This window comes from Kitasatospora sp. NPDC097605, assembly GCF_040302725.1.
Lineage (GTDB): Bacteria > Actinomycetota > Actinomycetes > Streptomycetales > Streptomycetaceae > Kitasatospora.
Map to the genome: position 1 here is coordinate 85,757 of NZ_JBEOSF010000029.1, position 18,115 is coordinate 103,871.

Below are 18,115 nucleotides of genomic sequence, written 5' to 3' on the forward strand. Positions count from 1 at the left end.
CCTTCGTGTGATCGGGTCACGCCGACCCGTCGGACGGCCGGCGACAGCCGGTGGGTCTGTTTCGACGGATCATCAGATACGCGTATCGGTGGGAGTTTTGGCGGCCTTCGCGATGCGGTGCGCCCCGCTCGGGCGATCCATCGGAACCCTAGATCACCAAGGCCCGGGCAACCCCGCACCGCAACCGAGCGCCCCCCGATAGGGTGAATCTCTCCGATCGGAAGGTTTGAATCCGGAGACCGCGCCTGACCGGCGCCGCCAGTCTCTGCGCATGCGAATCACCCAGACGTAGGAACGATTCACCCCACCCGAACGGAGGGGCGTGAAGGTCCGCGCCCCAGCCCGCGGGGCGCGGACTCGTCGCACACCCGTTCGAGGATCGAACGATAATCGAACACCTTCCGCGACGGTCCCGGCTCGGACCAGCGCGGGCAGCGCGGAGATCTTGCTCGAACGGCAAGCCGGTGGCCGCTCCCCGCGGACCCGCGGGCAGGCTACCCTCGGTGTCGTGGCGGCCCGTCAGGGGGAGTCGGAGGCAGGTCCGTCGCGCCCCGGTCGGCGCGGGCGGAGCGACCCCGGCGCGGGTGCAGTTCGCGCCGGTGCGCGATCCACCACAGCCCGCTCACCAGGACCGAGAGCGCGATCAGGACCAGGGCCAGGACCGGCCAGCGGCTGTCGGCGAGCCGGATGTCGGCGACCAGCAGGACCCCGATCGCCGCGAGCGGGACGAACAGCGCCACCAGGACCCGGACCGCGCCCGCCACCATCCCGGCGTCGGCCCGGGCCGGGCGGACGGCGGGCCAGTCGGCCGGCTCCCCGCCGAAGTGGAAGGCGAGCCCGCGGGCGGCCAGCCGGTCGGTGGCCCGGTTGTAGGAGAACGCCATGTAGGGGATCCAGATCAGCGGGGCGACCATGCCCACCAGGAGCACCAGGGCGAGCAGCCCCCACTCCCCCGCGGTCCGCCACCGGGACGGCGGCGGGACGACGTCCTCACTGGTGAGGCCGAGCAGGCGGGCCATCCGCCACAGCAGCGAACCGAACCCCCGCAACCGGCCGCTCCGCCCCTCCTGGGGCGGCGGGCCGGCCGCGAGGGCCCGTTCGGCGGAGGCGAGGTCCGGATGGGCCCCCTGGAGGACGAGCAGTTCGGGGGCGCGGGCCCGGTCGGTGGGGTCCTTGCCCGACAGGGCGGCGATCTCCAGCAGCATCTGCCCCTGGGCCAGCAGCGCGGTGCAGAAGGCGAACGGGGCCATCCAGAGGAACGGGCCGGCGACGAACGCGCCCTCGCTCTGGCTGACCCGCCGGGCATGGTCGACGGAGCGCTGGGCGAGGTCGCGCTCCGGGACGTCCGGGCGGGCCTCCCGGAGCGCCGCCACCCGGCGGGCGGCGCGCGGCCCGCGGTGGCGCACGCCGAAGACGGCGAGCAGCTCCGGCATCCGGGCCGGATGGGCGCGCATCGAGCGCATCAGCTCGGCCAGGGGGGCACCCTCGGCGCCCTCGGGCCGCTCCGGGCGGCCGGGCTGTACCGGGTCCCCGGGGTCCGGGTCTGTTGTCGGGGCCACGTCCGTCCCACCGCTCCGCCGCGCGCTCCGGCCGCGCCCGGGCCTTCTCCCAGCGTAGGCGTGGCCTCGGAGGTCCCGCCTGTCAGGCGATCTCGAAGCCGTGGCGGACCCGGTCGAAGCGGGCGGCCGCGAGGTCGTCGGGGGTGATCCAGAAGGAGACGTTGACGCACTCGCCCCAGTCGGCGTCCAGCACCGCGCTCTCCAGCTGGAGCAGCGGGCGGTGGCCCTCGGGGCGGCCGGTGTCGGTGTCGCACCAGCCGAGCACCCGGGCGGTGGGGCGGGGCAGCTGCTCGGCGAGGTCCTGGGCGAGGTCGAGGGCGATCAGGAAGTCGTCGGGGAACAGCCGCTCCAGCTCGCGGTCCTGGTAGGACGGGGCGGACAGCGCCCGGGTGGCCCGGACCGGGACGGCCGGGACGGCGGGCGTGCCGTGCTCGGCGGCCGGCGCGGGCCGCGGCGGCGCTCCGGCGGGCACGTGCAGGACGCGGCAGCCGCGGCCGGTGAAGTCGGCGAGCCACTCGTCGTGGAAGAACAGCAGCAGCCCGTCGGCGGGCAGCGGCCAGTCGCCGGCGTCCGATTCGGCGTCCGGGCCGGGGCCCGTTCCGGGGGCCGCGAAGGCCGCGGCGAGCGCGGCGCAGTCGAGCTCGGCGAGCAGCTGCATCGGGCGGCCGGCGAACTCCGGCCAGGCCGTGTCCTCCGGTAGCGCGGGCAGCCCGCCGAGCCGTCCGACGGCCTCCCCGTCCGCGACGTCCGTGTCCGTGCCGCCCCCGTCCGCGTCCGCCTCCGGCGCCGGTTCGAGGGCGAGGGAGGAGCGGAACAGCCCGTGGACCAGGGGCGCCAGCCGCTCGCCGGCCCGGGCACGGATCAGCTCCGCGACCTCGCCGGGAATCGGCGGCACGCCCTCGCCGGGGGCGGTCGCGCGGGTGTCGGTCGTCACGAGTTCGGCCATGCGCCAAGCCTTTCACGGGGGTCCGACAACGCCGGGTGAATGTCCCGGCCCGGCGACGGCGAAGGCCCCGTCAGGCGCCGCTACGGGGGCGACCGGCGCCTGACGGGGGGTCATGGCGGGGCGAAGGGCCGGGCAGGTCAGGCGCAGACGACCTCGTTGCCGGGGACGGAGAAGATGCCGGAATCGTTGGCCGTGCCGTTCGCGTACTCGTAGTAGAGGTAGGTGTAGAAGTCGATCCGCGCGCCGTTGCCGCAGACCGAGTCGGTGCCGATCGAGTACGTCAGCGTGACCGTGGTGGTGGCGCCGGCGGCGACCGGCACGGAGTGGTGGACCAGGCCGCTGGTGGCACCGGTGTCACAGCCGGTGACATTGCCGCCGCAGGCGGAGAAGGCGTACTTCAGCCCGGTGTTCAGGGTGGTGCCGTAGGTCGGCTGGATGGACTCGTAGACGAACTGGGCGTCCGTGTCGTGCGGATTGGTCAGGGTCAGCGTCAGGGTGACGTCGGAGCCCGGGGTGGCGGTCGCCCTGTCGACGGAGACGGACAGCACCGGGGTGCCGGCCTGGGCGGGGGTCGCCGACAGCAGCAGGGCGACGAGGAAGGCGAGGACGGCGGGGAGGCCGAAGCGGCTCAGCAGTGATGTGCGCATGCCCAAGGAGCGTAGGCGGCCGTCCGGGGCGCCGGTGGTCCCCTCCGCACCGGTCCGTACCGGCGGATGACCGGCGAGCGGACGCCGGGACCACTACCCTCCGGTTCCCCCGCCGCCGGGCGGCCGGCCCCCTACCCTCCCCTTCACGTCCGCCCGCGCCGGGAGGCCGGCCCGTCAGAGCGGTGGCGGCAGGATCGCACAGAGGGCCTCCAGCGCCGCCTGGTAGGCGTGGTCGGGCGGGGTCGCGTAGCCGACCACCAGGCCGTCCACCGCCGGCATCGCCTCCGGGGCGAGCAGCGGGTGCCGGAAGTCCGCCAGCCCGTCCACGGCCAGCCCCCGGTAGGCGGCCGCCTTGAGGACCGAGCGCTCGGTGCCGGGCGCGAGCCGGAGCACCGCGTGCAGTCCGGCCGCGATCCCGGTGACCTCGATGTGCGGGGCCCGCTCGGCCAGCGCGCCGACCAGCCGGTCGCGGCGGTCGCGGTAGCGGCGGCGCATCCGCCGCACGTGCCGGTCGTAGCCGCCCGAGTCGATGAACTCCGCCAGGGTCAGCTGGTCCAGCGCGCTCGCCCAGCCCTCGCGCTCCCCCTTGGCGGCGAGCACCCGGTCCACCAGGTGGTCGGGCAGCACCATCCAGCCGAGCCGCAGCGCGGGGCTGAGGCTCTTGCCGGCCGTGCCGAGGTAGACCACCCGCTCCGGGTCCAGGCCCTGCACCGCGCCGACCGGCTGCCGGTCGTAGCGGAACTCGCCGTCGTAGTCGTCCTCCAGGACGAGCCCGCCGCGGCCCCGCGCCCAGTCGATCACCGCCGCCCGGCGGCCCGCGTGCAGCGGTCCTCCGGTCGGGAACTGGTGGGCCGGGGTGAGCAGCGCCGTGCGGACCTCGTCGTGGAGGGCCAACGCGCCGACGCGGGCGCCGTGTTCGTCCAGCGGGAGCGGGACGGCGGTGACCCCGGCGGCGGCCAGCAGGCCGCGGTGGAAGGCCAGCCCGTAGCCCTCGACGGCGAGCGGGCCGGTGCTCCGGGCGGGCAGCACGGCGCGTGGGCCGTCGAACAGCAGCCGCAGCGCGTGGGCGAAGCCGGAGCAGATCACGATCCGGTCCGGGTCGGTGCGCACCCCGCGGGCCCGGGCGAGGTAGTCGGCGAGGACGTCGCGCAGTTCGCGCCGGCCCTGCGGGTCGCCGGGCCCGAACGCCTCGTTGGGCGCGGCGGTGAGCGCCCGGCGCCCGGCGGCGAGCCAGGCGGTGCGCGGGAAGGCGGCGGCGTCGGGCTGACCCTGCCGCAGGTCGTGGTCGGGGCGCGGCGGGCGGGAGGAGCGGCGGGCGCGGTTCGCGGCGACGGGTTCGGCCCGTTCGGCGACGGCGGTGCCCGAGCCCTGGCGGGCGGTGAGCCAGCCCTCGGCGACCAGTTCGGCGTAGGCGTCGGCGGCGGTGTTGCGGGCGATGCCGAGGTCGGCGGCGAGCGTGCGGTACGGCGGCAGCCGGGTACCGGGGGCGAGCCGTCCGCTGCGGATCGCCTCGCGCAGGGCGGTCATCAGGGCGGACCGGCGGCTGCCGGCGGCGGGCAGGTCGAGGTGCAGGTCGGTGCCGGACGGGCCCGCGTCGCAGCGGGTGGCGGCGGCGGTGGCGCTCACGCCGTCCGTCCGGCAGCCGGGCCGGTGGGCCGGCCGGGCGGCGGAACGCGCCGCCTCGTCCGCTCCGGCGGGACGGCGGCGGGATGTCCGGGGCGGATCGACCGAGGTGTCCGTCATGGTCACGCACCCTATCGCCGGGCCCGTGCGGGTCCCGGGGCCGGGCCTGCCGCCCCGGGGCCCGCGGTCCGCCGGACACGGCCGGTCGCCCGCTCGGCCGGTGTTCGGCGGCTGCTCGGCCGGGGCTCAGTCGATGCGGACCGAGTCGACGATGTAGGAGCGCACGTCGTTGCGGGTGCGCTCGGCGAGCGCCGAGTCGGTGGAGTAGGCGCTAACGGACAGCCAGATGTTGCCGGACTGCGGGACGCAGACGATGGTCGCGATGACGTCCGCGGTGCCGCCGATCACCTGGTAGTCGCCGTCGCCGGCGAGGTCCCAGACCTGGAAGCCCTGGCGCAGCAGCGCGGTCTGCGCCAGGCCGAGGCAGTCGGCGAGGGTGTCGTTCTTGGTGAAGGTGCCCCAGTGTGCGTACATACGGGTCTCCCGTTCGTGCCGTGGTGGCGGCGGGGCGGCCGGGGTCGTTCGGCCCGGTGCCGTCGCCGTGCATCGAGGGTCGGGGAGCGGTGGTCCCGGGCGCACGGGGCCGGGGTCCCGTTCCGGCCCGGGTCCGACCCGGTTCCGGGGCGGGACACCCGGGCGGGTGCGCCGCACGGGTGCGCCGGACGGGTGGCGGCGTTCCTGCATCGGTGTGCGTTCACGACTGTGTTCGGGTGATCCGATGGTCGGATCGTGTCGTCATCAGCGTGTCGGCTGGCTATTCCTTCGGCATGACCAACACCAGGAAGTACCTGCTCGCCGCCGGTCTCAGCACCGCGCTGGCGGTCCTCTCCGCCGGCCCCGCCTTCGCGGGCGACTGCGACGAGTCCGGGCACCACGCCCCCGTGCACCACTCCCCTGGGCACCACGAGTCCGGGCACCACGAGTCCGGGCACCACTCCCCCACGTCCTTCCAGGGTGGCGGCACCACCTGTATCAACGAGGGCGGGGCCTACGCCAGCGGCGTGGTGGCCAACTCACCGGGCGTGCTGTCCGGCAACCAGATCCAGATCCCGATCAGCATCCCGATCAACGTCTGCGGCAACGGCCTGTCCATCCTCTGACCGACGGCCGCCCGCGCGCCGGCGCCGAGCCGGCGCTCCCCCTCCGCACCGTCAAGGGCTGCGGTCCCGGAAACCCGGGGCCGCAGCCCTCTCCTTTTGTTCCCCGCGCGCCTACGGGACCACCGTGACCGGCCAGCGGCCCGCCTTGACCAGCCGCACCGCGACCGAGCCGATCACCCGGTGCCCGGCCTGCTCGGAGGCGCCGACCACCACGCCGTCCGCCCGCAGCTCGTCCGCCAGCCGCGCCAGCCCCGTGTACGGGTCGCCGCGCACGGTCAGGAACCGCCAGTCCACCTGCCAGACGTCGCGCAGCCGGTGCTCGGCCTCGCGGAGCGCGGTGAGCAGCTCCTCGGCGATCTCCCGGGTGGTCTCCTCGACGGCCGCGCCGGCCAGGGCGGTGGCCGCGCCCAGGACCGGCTGGATGTAGGCGATCGCCAGGGTGGCGTTCTGCCGCCGGGCCAGCCCGGCCGCGTAGGCGGTGGCCCGCCAGGAGGAGTCCGAGCCGTCCAGGCCCGCCAGGATCATCCTGGGACCGTCGGTGCCCAGCTCGAACCCGGCCGGGGCGACCGCCGCCTCCCGCTCCCCGCCGTCGAAGGCCGCCTCGTCCCGCTCCGCATCGCTCTCGTTGCTCATGCGCCGAGGCTATGCCGGACACGCCGGGTGACGGCACGGGGCACGGCGGGTGAGGCCTGTGGTCCGGGCCACCCGGACCGCCCGCGCCGGTCCGCCGGAGGGGCCGATTCGTGCACGGCGCGACGGGGGGCCGTCACTCGCCGTCGACCGTGTGCGCGGCCTCACAGGGCCCCGGACGTGGCCCAGGCCACTTTCGCCAGAGGTTTGATCTTGAAAATAGGGACATTTGCCTTCAAATCAGCCCATTTTCTTGATCCTTACTACCAGTAACCCCGCTCTGACGTGGCTAAACCTGCGATTCCTTGAAACGACCCCCCAGCCCCCGTAACTTCGAATGCGTTGCACCGAGCAAGCCGCTCACCAGGGCCTCACCGCCCGGGAGCGAATGCGGTGCCGAACCACGCGAACGACGTGTCCCCGAAACCGACGGCCTTCCGAGGGCCTGGTTCCGCGCGCTCGCAAACCCTCTCCGAAAGGAAACCCATGACCTTCCGTAACGAGACCACCGCTGCCACCACCACCACCGCCACCAAGCGTCGCAACCGCGTCCGGATGGCTCTGATGGCCGGGGCGCTCACCGCCCTGCCGGTGGCCGGCCTCGTCGCGGCCAACAGCGCCTCCGCCGCTCCGGTCTCCGTGTGGGACAAGGTCGCGGCGTGCGAGGCCACCGGCAACTGGGCCATCAACTCGGGCAACGGCTTCTACGGCGGCCTGCAGTTCACCTCCAGCACCTGGGCCGCCTTCGGTGGCACCGCCTACGCCCCGCAGGCCCACCAGGCCACCAAGGCGCAGCAGATCGCCGTCGGCGAGAAGGTCCTCGCCGCGCAGGGCCCCGGCGCCTGGCCGGTCTGCTCCGTCAAGGCCGGTCTGACCAAGTAGGACCCCCGCCTCCCCCTCCCGGGGAGCGCCACGACCACGCCGCTGCACTCGGCCGGGCCCGCGAAGGGCCGGCCGGAGTCCAGCGGCGTCGTGCGTTGCGCACCGGGCCCCCTACCCGGCGGGTCCGGGGCGGGCCGGCAGCGGCAGCGGGATCGCCGGCAGGCCGTCGAGGCTGGTGGCCACGTGCGGCTTCCGCCCGCAGTAGTCACTGAACTCCTCGTCCGTCTGCCGGCCGAAGTACTGCGCGTGCAGGTCCCGGTCCTCCCGGAAGTCCATCAGCGGGACGGCGAAGCCGCAGGAGTCGCTGACGCGCTCGGCCCGCACCAGGACGATCGCGCGCAGCGAGGGCCCGTCGACGGCCGGGTCGAAGCGGGCGAGCAGTTCGGCGAAACGCGGGTCGTCGCGGAACACCGCCTCGCCCTGGCCGTGCACCCGAAGGATCTTCGGCGGCCCCTCGAAGGCGCACCACATCAGGGTGATCCGCCCGTTCTCCCGCACATGGGCCACCGTCTCCGCCCCCGAACCGCCGAAGTCCAGGTAGGCGAGGGCGTGTTCACCGAGGACGGCGAGCGTCCCGGAGCGTCCCTTGGGCGAGAGGTTGACGTGCCCGTCGGCGGCGAGCGGCGCGGTCGCCACGAAGAAGACGGGCTGGGCCTCGATGAACGCGCGCAGGCGATCGTCGATCTTCTCGTAGGTTTTTCCCATAGGAGGATTCTGACTCCGGACGGCCCGCCGGGAGATCGGTTTCCGGCATTCGGGACGCCCGCCACGCCTCGGCGGCCGGCCCCGCGCGCCCGGCCAGTATCCTGAGGGCGTACCGGCGTGTGAGGGGAGAGGGCCTTGGCCGACAACGGGCTGCTGGCCCATCAGCGGCAGGCGATGATCGCCGAGATGGTGCGCCGCAGCGGGGCCGTGCGCGTCGCCGAGCTGGTCGAGCAGCTGGGCGTCTCCGACATGACGGTGCGCCGCGACCTCGACGCCCTGGAGCGCTCGGGCGTGCTGAAGAAGGTGCACGGCGGGGCCGTCTCCGCCGCGGGCACGGCCATCGACGAGCCGGGCTTCGAGGCGAAGTCGGCGCTGGAGTCGGCCGCGAAGGCCGCCGTGGCGGAGGCCGCCGCCACCCTGGTCGAGCCGGGCAGCGTGGTCGCCGTCGCGGCGGGCACCACGGCGTACGCGGTCGCCGCCCGGCTGCTGCACGTCCCGCGCCTGACCGTGGTCACCAACTCGCTGCCGGTCGCCGAGCTGATCCGCTCCACCGGCGACGAGCCTCTCGCGAGCGCGCCCACCCTGCTGCTGACCGGCGGCTCGCCCACCCCCTCGGCGGCACTCGTCGGCCCGCTGGCCGACCAGGCGGTCCGCTCGCTCCACGTCGACCTGCTGATCCTCGGGGCCCACGGGGTCTGCGAGAAGGCCGGTCTGACCACCCCGAACCTCGCGGAGGCGCAGACCAACCGGGCGCTGATCGCCTCCGCCCGCCGGGTCGCGGTGGTGGCCGACCACACCAAGTGGGGCGTGGTCGCCCTCAGCGGGTTCGCCGCCCTCGACGAGATCGACGTCTTCGTCACCGACACCGGCCTCGACCCCCAGGCCCGCGCCACCCTCGCGGAGACCGTCGGCGAACTGCTCGTCGCACCGGTCCCGCCGGTCTGAGCCCGGACACCCCGGCCGGTCGGCTCACGAGCCGGGCCGACCGGGGCCGGGGCGTTCAGTCGCGGATCACGGAGTGGTGCAGACGGCGGTCGCCCGGATGGACTCCGTCGCGGTACCGGTGTTGGTGCCGCGCACGACCCAGTAGCCGCCGCTCGGGTAGGAGTCGGTGAAGAAGATCCGGAAGGCGCTGGTCTGGCCGCCACCGCCGGTGGGCACCTCGCCGGCCGGACAGGCCACGTAGGCGAGCCCGTTGCCGCCCGGGGCGACATCGACCCAGTCACCGACGACCTGGTCGTGCGCGGCCAGCAGCGCGGGGTCGGCGGCGGCCTGGGCCTGGGGCGCGGTGAAGGCCGGCTTGACCGAGGCGGGCTTGTCGGCGGGCCGGTCGTCGGCGGCGGCCGCGGTGCTCGCGGACAGGACACCGAGAAGGGCGAGAGCGGTCAGGAGCAGGGGCTTGGTACGGGCCATGTCGGCCTCCTGGGGGGTCGGTTCCTCGGCGGGGACGGTTCCCCGCGCCGGCCCGATCCGTACCCGAACCACCACACTCCTCCCCCGCCCGACCCCCCGGTTACCCGGGCGGCGGAAAGGCCCTGCCTGGCCGGGCTAACCGCCGGCGTCCGGTGGCGACGTCGAGGCGCCTCTCTCTAGCCGGGGAGGCCGACGGGGCGGTCGCCGGTGCGGGATTGCTGGACGACGACCGCGGCGATGAGGAGGGAGCCCTGGGCGACGTTCTGCCAGAAGGCGTTGACGCCCTCGACCGTGAGGCCGTTCTCGAGGGCGCCGAGGAGGGCGACGGCGAGGAGGGTGCCGGCGATGCCGCCGCGGCCGCCCTTGAGGGCGCAGCCGCCGAGGGCGGCGGCGGTGATGGCCTTGAGTTCCAGGCCCTCGCTGCCGGAGACCGGCTGGCCGGAGCCGGTGCGGGCGGTGAGCAGGATGCCGGCGAGGGCGGCGACCGCGCCGATCAGGGCGTAGACGGCGACCAGGTACCTGTTGATCGCGATGCCGGCCAGCCGGGCGGCGGTGTCGTTGCCGCCGATCGCGTAGAGGTTGCGGCCGAGGTCGGTGTAGGTGAGCAGGACGTGCACGGCGAGCGCGACGAGGATCAGGATCCAGACCATGACGGGCAGTCCGGCGATCCGGCCGCGGCCGAGGAAGACGAACACCGGGTCGCCGAGGACGTAGCCCTGGGCCCGGCCGTCCGAGACGAGTTGGGCGATGCCCTTGTAGGCGGCGAGGCCGGCCAGGGTGGCGATGGTCGCGTTGACCCGGCCGTGCACGATGACGACGCCGTTGACGGTGCCGACGAGGACGCCGACCGCCACCGCGGCGGCCGTGCCGGCGAGGGCGTTGGAGCCGGCCGAGGTGTACGCCATGGCGCTGACCACGGAGGCCAGACCGGCCTGGGAGCCGACCGAGATGTCCAGGCCGCCGCAGATGATCACCACGGTCTGCACGACGGCGAGCAGGCCGGTGATGGTCGCGGCCTCGGCGATCACCTGGATGTTGGTCCAGCCGAGGTAGTTGTCGTCGAGCAGCCCGAAGACGGTGAGGACCAGGGCGAGCGCGCCGAGCAGGCTGAGGTTCTGGCCGCCGACGGCGGCGAGCAGGGCGAGCGGGCGGCCGCCCCCGCGCCGCGCGCGGCCGGGGTCGGGGCGGTCGACGGCGGACGGGTCGGTGGCGCTGGTCATGAGGGTGCTCCCGGGGAGGTCGGGCGGGCGGGGGCGCCGGCCGCGGTGAAGTCGTCGGCCATGGCGAGCTGCAGGACGGCCTCCTCGGTGGCGTCGGCGCGGTCGAGTTCACCGGTGACCCGCCCGTTCTGCAGGACGACGATCCGGTCGGCCAGGCCCAGGAGTTCGGGCAGTTCGGAGGAGATCACCAGCAGGGCGACGCCCTCCTCGGCCAGGTCGGCGACGATCCGGTGGATCTCGGCCTTGGCGCCGACGTCGATGCCCCGGGTCGGCTCGTCGAGGATCAGCAGCTTGGGCCGGCGGGCCAGCCAGCGGGCGAGCACCACCTTCTGCTGGTTGCCGCCGGAGAGCTTGCGGACCTCGTGCTCGATCGACGGGGCGCGCACCCGCAGCCGGTCCGTGTGGGCGCGGGCCAGTTCGCGTTCGGCCGCGCGCCGCACGAAGCGGGCGCGGCGCAGCCGGTCCAGGACGGCGATCGAGGTGTTGTCGCGGATCGACCGGTGCAGGAAGAGGGCTTGGGCCTTGCGTTCCTCGGGGGCGAGGCCGAGTCCGGCCCGGATCACCCGGCCGGGGTGGCCGGCGGGCAGCGGCTGCCCGTCGAGGGTGACGGTGCCGGAGCGGACCGGCAGGTCCCCGGCGAGCGCGAGGGCGAGTTCCGAGCGCCCGGCGCCGATCAGCCCGGCCAGGCCGACCACCTCCCCGGCCCGGACGGTCAGGTCGACGTCGCGCACATGGTCGGTGGTGAGGCCGCGGGCCCGCAGCACGACCCGGTCGGTGGCGACGCCGCCGCGCACGGACAGGGCGGACAGGTCGCGGCCGACCATCTGCCGCACCAGGTCGGCCTCGGTGGTGTCGCGCGCGTCCTGGACGCCGACGAGCGCGCCGTCGCGCAGTACGGCGATCCGGTCGGCGAGCCGGAGGATCTCCCGCATCCGGTGCGAGACGTAGACCACCGCGACGCCCTCGGCGCGCAGCCGGCCGATGAGCGCGAAGAGGGCGTCGGCCTCGTGCTCGGAGAGCGAGGAGGTGGGCTCGTCGAAGGCGATGAGTTTGGCCTCGCCGGTCAACGCGCGCATGATCTCGACGAGTTGGCGCTGGGCGGCGGTGAGCCGGGAGCCGGGGAGGTCGGGGTCGAGGACGCCGGTGAAGCCGAGCCGGTCGAGGTCGGCGGTGATCCGGCGGCGCAGCGCGGCGCGGTCCAGCCGGCGGCCGCGGCCGGTCGGCAGGGCGCCGGCGTAGACGTTCTCGGCGACCGAGACGTGCGGGACGATCTCGGGTTCCTGCGGGACGATGCGGATGCCGAGGGCGCGGGCCTGGGCCGGGGAGCGCAGTTCGACGGGGCGGCCGTCGAGCAGGACGCGGCCCTCGGTGGGCCGGTGGTCGCCGGTGAGGATCCTCAGCAGGGTGGACTTGCCGGCGCCGTTCTCGCCCATCAGCGCGGTGACCGCGCCCCGGGGGAAGTCCAGGGTGACGCCGCTCAGGGCCCGGACGGCGCCGAAGGTCTTGCCGACGGCCATCACGCCGGTGCCGACCGGCGGCCGCGGGGCGGGCGCCCCGGCGGCGGCCGGTTCCGCGGCGGCCCGGTCAGCCACAGGTGACTCCCGCGCCCTGCCAGTTGGCGGCGTCGACCATGGTGGCGCGCGCGAACAGCTCGGCCGGGAGGTCCTTGCCGTTCTTGAGCTTGTCGTACATGGTCTGGACGGCGAGCGCGCCGACCTCCCTGCCGTTGATGAACAGCGCGGCCTTCATCCCGGTCGGCTTGCCCGAGCCCCAGTCCTTGCAGGCGAGGTAGGCGCCGAGGCCGATGCCGATCACGTCGTTCGCGCCGACGCCGGCGTTCTGCAGCGCGGTGACGCCGCCGTGCACGTTCTCGTCGTTGCAGCCCCACACCACCCAGTGCTTGACGCCGGCGTTGGCGGTGACGGTCGCGGCGACCTTGTCCTGGGCGCCGGTGGGGGTGTTGTCGGTGGCGACGTCGATGGCCTTCACGCCGGGAACGGCCGCGTCGAAGGCCTCCTTGGCGGCCTTGACGCGGTCCCCGCATACGGTGACGTCCTGCTTCCAGGCCGAGATGACCCGGGTGTCGGCCGCGCTCCAGCCGGCCTTGGTGTACTCCTCGGCCGCGCGCTTGCCGACCTCGGCCCCCATCTGGGCGCCGCTGAAGCCGATCCGGGGCACCAGGTCGGCCTTGGCGCAGGCGGCCGGGTCGGGGCCGGTGGCGCAGACCTGGTCGTCGGAGGTGAGCAGGGTGATCCCGGCGTCCCGGAGGGTCCGCACGACCTGCGGTCCGACGGCCGGGTCGGGGACGACGACGATCACGCCGTTGGCCTTCCGGGCGACGGCGGCCTGAACCTCGCTGACCGTCTTGTTGGCGTCGCTGCCGAGGTTCACCACCTTGAGGTCGACGCCGAGTTCGGCGGCCTTGGCCTTCGCCCCGGCGGCCTCGCCGATGAAGTACTCCTGGTCCCCCTGCTTCTGCAGGTAGGTGATCGAGATCTTCCCGCTGACGGGCGCCGCCGAGGTGGTGCCGCCGGTCGTCTCCTGCCCGTCGGAGCAGGCCGCGGTCAGGCCGAGCGCCAGCAGGAGGGAGCCGGCCGCGGCGCGGCGGCTGGTGCTTCTGATCATGAAGGGGGCCACTCCTCATCAAGCAGAACCGAACAGATTCCAACGCGGGTGAAATATCACACGCGATACTGACGAGCCGTCAAGCCCTTTGACACGGAACGGCCCTCTTGAGTGTCGACTCCGACCCTGGCTATGCTGCGTTGCTTTCTGTTTGAAAAAGAGACAGAAAGCATCATCGCTGCTCCCCTTCACCAGCGAACCTCATGCGCCCCCACTCCGCGCCCCCTGGAGCGCCCATGCGCAGAAACGCGTCCCGTTCCGCCACCCGCACCCTGCTGGCGCTGGCCCTCGCCGCGTCCGGCCTCGGCACGCTCGCCCTCGGTCCCGCGACGGCCGCCCCCACGGCCGCGCCCCCCGCCGCGCCCACGGCCGTGACCGTCGAGAACGGACAGGCCCTCACCCCGCCCATGGGCTGGAACTCCTGGAACACCCTCGGCACCGCCGTCACCCAGCAACAGGTCGTCCAGACCATCGACTTCATGGTCTCCCGCGGCCTGGTCGCGGCCGGCTACAACACCGTCACCATCGACGACGGGTGGTCGCTGGGCCACCGCGACGGCCAGAGCGCCGACTTCGCCAAGACCGCCGAAGGCGCCATGCAGCTCTACGACGCCAACCGCAACCCCGTCAGCGGCACCGACGGCACCGGTCTCGACGTCACCAGCGGCCACCTGGTCCCCGACCCGGCGCGCTTCCCCTCGCGCACCGTCGACGGCCGCACCCTCAACGGCATCGAGTACCTCTCCTGGTACGCGCACAGCAAGGGCATGAAGCTCGGCCTCTACGCCACCACCACCTACACCACCTGCCAGGGCCGCCCCGGCAGCCTGGGCCACGAGAGCACCGACGCCGCCGACTTCGTGACCTGGGGCGTCGACTTCGTGAAGTACGACGACTGCCCGTACGGGCCGAGGATCGTCGGACCCGACGGTCACGACTACTACACCCAGGGCATCGGCCGGGAGCTCACCCGGTCCATCTACGCCCGGGCCCAGGACTTCCGCCGGGCGCTGGACGCCGCCTCCGCCGCGCAGAACCGGCCCCGGGTCACCTTCAGCATCTCCGCCCAGCCCGTGCACACCGGCGTCCCGTACCTGCTGGCCGCCGACGACCCGGCCCGCACCGACCCGGTGGTGGTCGCCGCCGGCACCCCCGAGCGCGAGGCGCCCGGCTACGCGCCGACCGGCAAGTGGTGCGGCCAGGTCGCCAACCTCTGCCGGATCGGCGGCGACCGGGGCCCCGACCTGGACGGCGTGCTCTACAACGGCCAGCTGCGGACCGCCCTGGAGTACCCGGGCAACGTCCGGCCCGGCAGCTGGAACGACATGGACATGCTGTTCGCGGGCTGGCTGTCCCCCTACGGCGTCTACGGCACCACCGACACCTGCCTCTGCCACAAACCGATGACCGACGACGAGGCGCGCAGCGAGATGTCGATCGTCGCGATGATGGCCTCCCCGTTCATCCTCGGCGCCGACCTGCGTACCGCGGCCGACTCCCGGCACACCGACCAGGGCGTCACCTGGAGCACCGGCGTCAGCGACACCGCCCTGGCGATGTACAAGAACACCGACGTCATCGCGGTGAACCAGGACCGCCTCGGCAAGCCGGCCACCCTGGTCGGCGCCCCGCCCGCCAACTCCACCGCGCCCCTCGTGCTCAAGCGCCAACTGGCCGACGGCGACACCGCGGTGCTGCTGGTCAACCAGGACCCGTCCGGCTGGCAGTACATCACCCGCACGTTCGCCGACCTCGGGCTGACCGGTCCCGGCTACACGGCCAAGGACCTCTGGACCGGCGCCACCGGCACCCTCACCGGCGCCGTCGGCTCCTGGGTGCCGGCGCACGGTGTCGCGTTCTACCGCCTCAAGCCGCTGCCCGCCACCGTCCCGGCGGCGGTCGTCGGCGACGGCCGCTACCACGGCATCAGCGCGGGCGGCACCGGCGGCCAGGCCCTGGAGGTGCGGGGCATGTGCGCCGCGCCGGACGGCTCGACCACCGACATCAACACCTGGTGGGACTGGCACACCTCGGAGCAGTGGAAGTTCAGTCCCAACCCCGACGGCACCGTGCGCATCACGAACAACTGCGACACGCCCACCCAGGTGCACGGCACGCTGACCGGCGGCAACGGGACCGGCTCGGCGGCCTGGGTGCTCAACCGCTGGGACCCCGCCAGCCCCCACCAGAAGTGGCGGGTCCTGCAGAACACCGCCACCGGGGCGCTGATCATCACCAACGTCGCCACCGGGCTGGCCCTGAACGCCCCGCAGGCCGCGCCGGCCTCCGCGGTCGTGCTCAGCCCGTCGGACCCGGCCGCCGCGGGGCAGGCCTGGACGCTGCTCAACTGAGCCGCCCCGCCCCACCCTTCGACCTCGGGCCGACTCCCCCGGCCCGCCCGCCCATTCCGCTCCCACACCTGGAGGACACGTGCGCACCCCCGATGCCCGACCACGCCGCCGCCTCGCGGCCGCGCTGACCGCCCTGGCCCTGACGGCGGGCGGCGGCGCCCTCGCCGTCGGGCTCCAACTCGCCACCGCGCCACCGGCCGCGGCCCTCGACAACGGCCTCAACCTGACCCCGCAGATGGGCTTCAACAACTGGAACTCCACCTACTGCGGGGACCAGTTCAACGAGGCGATGATCAAGGGCATCGCCGACATCTTCGTCGACAAGGGCCTCAAGGCCGCCGGCTACCAGTACGTCAACCTCGACGACTGCTGGGCGCTGCCCCAGCGCGACGCGGCCGGCAACCTCGTGCCCGACCCGGTCCGCTTCCCGCACGGCATCAAGGCGCTCGCCGACTACGTGCACGGCAAGGGCCTGAAGTTCGGCATCTACTCCAGCGCCGGCGACCACACCTGCGACGTCAAGGGCTTCCCCGGCGGCCTCGGCCACGAGCAGCAGGACGCCGACCTGTGGGCCTCCTGGGGCGTCGACTACCTCAAGTACGACAACTGCAACAACAAGGGCCTCGACGCGCAGACCCGCTACCGGACCATGGGCGAGGCGCTGAAGCGGACCGGCCGGCCGATCCTCTACAGCATCTGCGAGTGGGGCAGCACCGGGCCGTGGAACTGGGCGCAGCCGGTGGGCAACTCCTGGCGCACCACCGGTGACATCAGCGACAACTGGCAGAGCATGATCTCCATCGCCCAGGCCAACCAGGGCCTGGCCAACTACGTCAAGCCCGGTGCCTTCAACGACCCGGACATGCTGGAGGTCGGCAACGGCGGCATGACCGGTACCGAGTACCGGACCCACTTCAGCCTCTGGGCGCAGATGGCCGCCCCGCTGATGATCGGCACCGACCTGCGCGGCGCCGAGCCGGAGACCCTGGAGATCCTCACCAACCGGGACGTCATCGCGGTGGACCAGGACCCGCTCGGCCGGCAGGGCACCGTGGTCTCCCGGGAGAACGGGCTGGTGGTGATGAGCAAGCCGCTGGCGGACGGCAGCCGGTCGGTGACCCTCACCAACGAGGGCTCCTACGACGCCACCATCAGCACCACCGCGCAGGCCGTCGGCATCGGCGGCGCCGCCTCGTACACCGTCAAGGACCTGTGGTCCAAGCGGAGTTCGACCAGCACCGGGGCGATCAGCGCGGTCGTGCCCGGGCACGGCACGGCGATGTTCCGGGTCACCCCGAGCTCCCCGGTCGCCCCGCCCAGCGGGGTGACCCGGCTGAGCGACCTGCCGTTCACCTCCGCCGCCAACTTCTGGGGCCCGGTGGAGCGCGACCGCAGCAACGGCGACCACCTGGCCGGCGACGGGAAGACCATCACCGTCCGCGGCGTCCCGTACCCCTACGGCCTCGGGGTGCACGCCCCCAGCGAGATCGGCTTCCACCTGGGCGGCACCTGCCGCAACCTGGTCACCGACGTGGGGATCGACGACGACGCGTACGGCAACGGCTCGGTGGTGTTCCAGGTCTTCAAGGACGGCGTGAAGGCCGCCGACAGCGGACCGGTCACCGGCCGGGACGCGGCGAAGCGGCTGACCGCCGACCTCACCGGGGCCCAGGAGCTGCGACTGGTGGTCACCGACGGCGGCGACGGCACCAGTTGGGACCACGCCGACTGGGCGAACGTCCGGATCGCCTGCGGCAGCGGCCCGGCCGCCGGGACGTACCAGCTCTCCGACGTCGCCTGGTCCGCCGCGGGCAACAGCTGGGGCCCGGTCGAGCGGGACATGAGCAACGGCGGCAACCAGGCCCGGGACGGCTCCACCATCACCATCGGCGGTGCCACCTACCAGAAGGGCCTGGGCGTCAACGCGTTCAGCGAGATCGTCTACTACCTCGGCGGCTCCTGCTCCGCGCTGAGCACCGACGTGGGCGTGGACGCCGAGGCGCAGGGCCGGGGCTCGGTCTCCTTCGAGATCTACGCCGACGACACCAAGGTCGCCGACAGCGGACGGATGACGGCCGCCTCCGGGGTCGGGCACCTCACCGCGGCGCTGACCGGGGCCAACGAGCTGCGGCTCGTGGTGACGGACGGCGGCGACGGCACCAACAGCGACCACGCCGACTGGGCCGCGCCGGTGCTCACCTGCTGAGCCGCTGACCTGGTGAGCTGCTGACCTGCTCACCTGCTCACCTGCTGACCGGGGCGGGCGCGGTGCCGAGGTCGCGCCGGTCTTCGCTCGGTTCACGCCCACCCACATCGAGCACGTCGCCGTCTGGCTGGCCGAGGTGTTCGGCGGC

At 74.0% G+C, this 18,115-nt stretch carries 15 protein-coding genes and 2 pseudogenes; 6 read left to right on the forward strand and 11 right to left on the reverse strand.

What is annotated here, in order from left to right:
- Window positions 1-494: 494 nt before the first annotated feature.
- The 5 genes from ABTX81_RS27675 to ABTX81_RS27695 form a co-directional block, all read right to left on the reverse strand.
- A complete protein-coding gene (locus ABTX81_RS27675; RefSeq protein WP_350550760.1) occupies window positions 495-1,559 on the reverse strand; it encodes a hypothetical protein in 1,065 nt (354 codons plus the stop codon).
- A gap of 82 nt (window positions 1,560-1,641) precedes the next feature.
- The gene (locus ABTX81_RS27680; RefSeq protein ID WP_350550763.1) at window positions 1,642-2,505 is read right to left on the reverse strand and encodes a DUF1963 domain-containing protein; all 864 of its coding nucleotides are present in this window, start codon (window positions 2,503-2,505) and stop codon (window positions 1,642-1,644) included.
- A gap of 137 nt (window positions 2,506-2,642) precedes the next feature.
- On the reverse strand, window positions 2,643-3,152 hold the full coding sequence (locus tag ABTX81_RS27685) for a hypothetical protein (protein ID WP_350550766.1): 510 nt from the start codon (window positions 3,150-3,152) through the stop codon (window positions 2,643-2,645).
- Window positions 3,153-3,326: 174 nt separating this feature from the next.
- Window positions 3,327-4,895, reverse strand: a complete 1,569-nt coding sequence (gene pdxR / locus ABTX81_RS27690) for a MocR-like pyridoxine biosynthesis transcription factor PdxR (RefSeq protein ID WP_350550768.1) — start codon at window positions 4,893-4,895, stop codon at window positions 3,327-3,329.
- A 126-nt stretch (window positions 4,896-5,021) separates the two neighbouring features.
- Complete coding sequence (locus ABTX81_RS27695; RefSeq protein WP_350550770.1) at window positions 5,022-5,309, reverse strand: hypothetical protein; 288 nt, start codon at window positions 5,307-5,309, stop codon at window positions 5,022-5,024.
- A 293-nt stretch (window positions 5,310-5,602) separates the two neighbouring features.
- Between ABTX81_RS27695 and ABTX81_RS27700 the strand changes: the two genes are divergently transcribed.
- On the forward strand, window positions 5,603-5,935 hold the full coding sequence (locus ABTX81_RS27700; RefSeq protein ID WP_350550773.1) for a chaplin family protein: 333 nt from the start codon (window positions 5,603-5,605) through the stop codon (window positions 5,933-5,935).
- Window positions 5,936-6,046: 111 nt separating this feature from the next.
- Here the strand turns inward: ABTX81_RS27700 and ABTX81_RS27705 are convergent, their stop codons facing one another.
- On the reverse strand, window positions 6,047-6,460 hold the full coding sequence (locus ABTX81_RS27705) for a universal stress protein (protein WP_350550801.1): 414 nt from the start codon (window positions 6,458-6,460) through the stop codon (window positions 6,047-6,049).
- 591 nt (window positions 6,461-7,051) lie between these two features.
- Here ABTX81_RS27705 and ABTX81_RS27710 point away from each other — a divergent pair.
- Window positions 7,052-7,447 carry a transglycosylase family protein gene (locus ABTX81_RS27710; protein ID WP_350550775.1) on the forward strand — a complete coding sequence of 132 codons (396 nt, stop codon included), beginning with the start codon at window positions 7,052-7,054 and terminating at the stop codon, window positions 7,445-7,447.
- A 111-nt stretch (window positions 7,448-7,558) separates the two neighbouring features.
- Here ABTX81_RS27710 and ABTX81_RS27715 read toward each other — a convergent pair whose 3' ends face one another.
- Window positions 7,559-8,152, reverse strand: coding sequence for a pyridoxamine 5'-phosphate oxidase family protein (locus ABTX81_RS27715; RefSeq protein WP_350550777.1), 594 nt, complete (start codon window positions 8,150-8,152; stop codon window positions 7,559-7,561).
- 135 nt (window positions 8,153-8,287) lie between these two features.
- Here ABTX81_RS27715 and ABTX81_RS27720 point away from each other — a divergent pair, with 135 nt between their 5' ends.
- Window positions 8,288-9,097, forward strand: coding sequence for a DeoR/GlpR family DNA-binding transcription regulator (locus ABTX81_RS27720; RefSeq protein WP_350550779.1), 810 nt, complete (start codon window positions 8,288-8,290; stop codon window positions 9,095-9,097).
- 66 nt (window positions 9,098-9,163) lie between these two features.
- On the opposite strand, the gene ABTX81_RS27725 is transcribed toward ABTX81_RS27720, so the two are convergent.
- The 4 genes from ABTX81_RS27725 to ABTX81_RS27740 form a co-directional block, all read right to left on the reverse strand.
- Entirely contained in the window at window positions 9,164-9,565 is a 402-nt protein-coding gene (locus ABTX81_RS27725; RefSeq protein WP_350550782.1) for a hypothetical protein, read from the reverse strand.
- A 176-nt stretch (window positions 9,566-9,741) separates the two neighbouring features.
- Window positions 9,742-10,785: an ABC transporter permease gene (locus tag ABTX81_RS27730; RefSeq protein WP_350550784.1), complete on the reverse strand. Its 1,044-nt coding sequence runs from the start codon at window positions 10,783-10,785 to the stop codon at window positions 9,742-9,744.
- Window positions 10,782-12,377, reverse strand: coding sequence for a sugar ABC transporter ATP-binding protein (locus ABTX81_RS27735; RefSeq protein ID WP_350550787.1), 1,596 nt, complete (start codon window positions 12,375-12,377; stop codon window positions 10,782-10,784). Before ABTX81_RS27735 ends, ABTX81_RS27730 begins: the two co-directional genes overlap by 4 nt.
- Entirely contained in the window at window positions 12,370-13,410 is a 1,041-nt protein-coding gene (locus tag ABTX81_RS27740; RefSeq protein WP_350550790.1) for a substrate-binding domain-containing protein, read from the reverse strand. Before ABTX81_RS27740 ends, ABTX81_RS27735 begins: the two co-directional genes overlap by 8 nt.
- 236 nt (window positions 13,411-13,646) lie before the next feature.
- Here ABTX81_RS27740 and ABTX81_RS27745 point away from each other — a divergent pair, with 236 nt between their 5' ends.
- From ABTX81_RS27745 to ABTX81_RS27755, 3 genes and pseudogenes are all read left to right on the forward strand, one after another.
- On the forward strand, window positions 13,647-15,761 hold the full coding sequence (locus tag ABTX81_RS27745) for an alpha-galactosidase (RefSeq protein ID WP_350550792.1): 2,115 nt from the start codon (window positions 13,647-13,649) through the stop codon (window positions 15,759-15,761).
- Between the two features lie 79 nt (window positions 15,762-15,840).
- A pseudogene (locus tag ABTX81_RS27750) lies at window positions 15,841-17,514 on the forward strand (NPCBM/NEW2 domain-containing protein); the annotation flags it as partial.
- A gap of 36 nt (window positions 17,515-17,550) precedes the next feature.
- Window positions 17,551-17,967, forward strand: a pseudogene (locus tag ABTX81_RS27755) (NPCBM/NEW2 domain-containing protein); the annotation flags it as partial.
- Window positions 17,968-18,115 lie beyond the last annotated feature (148 nt).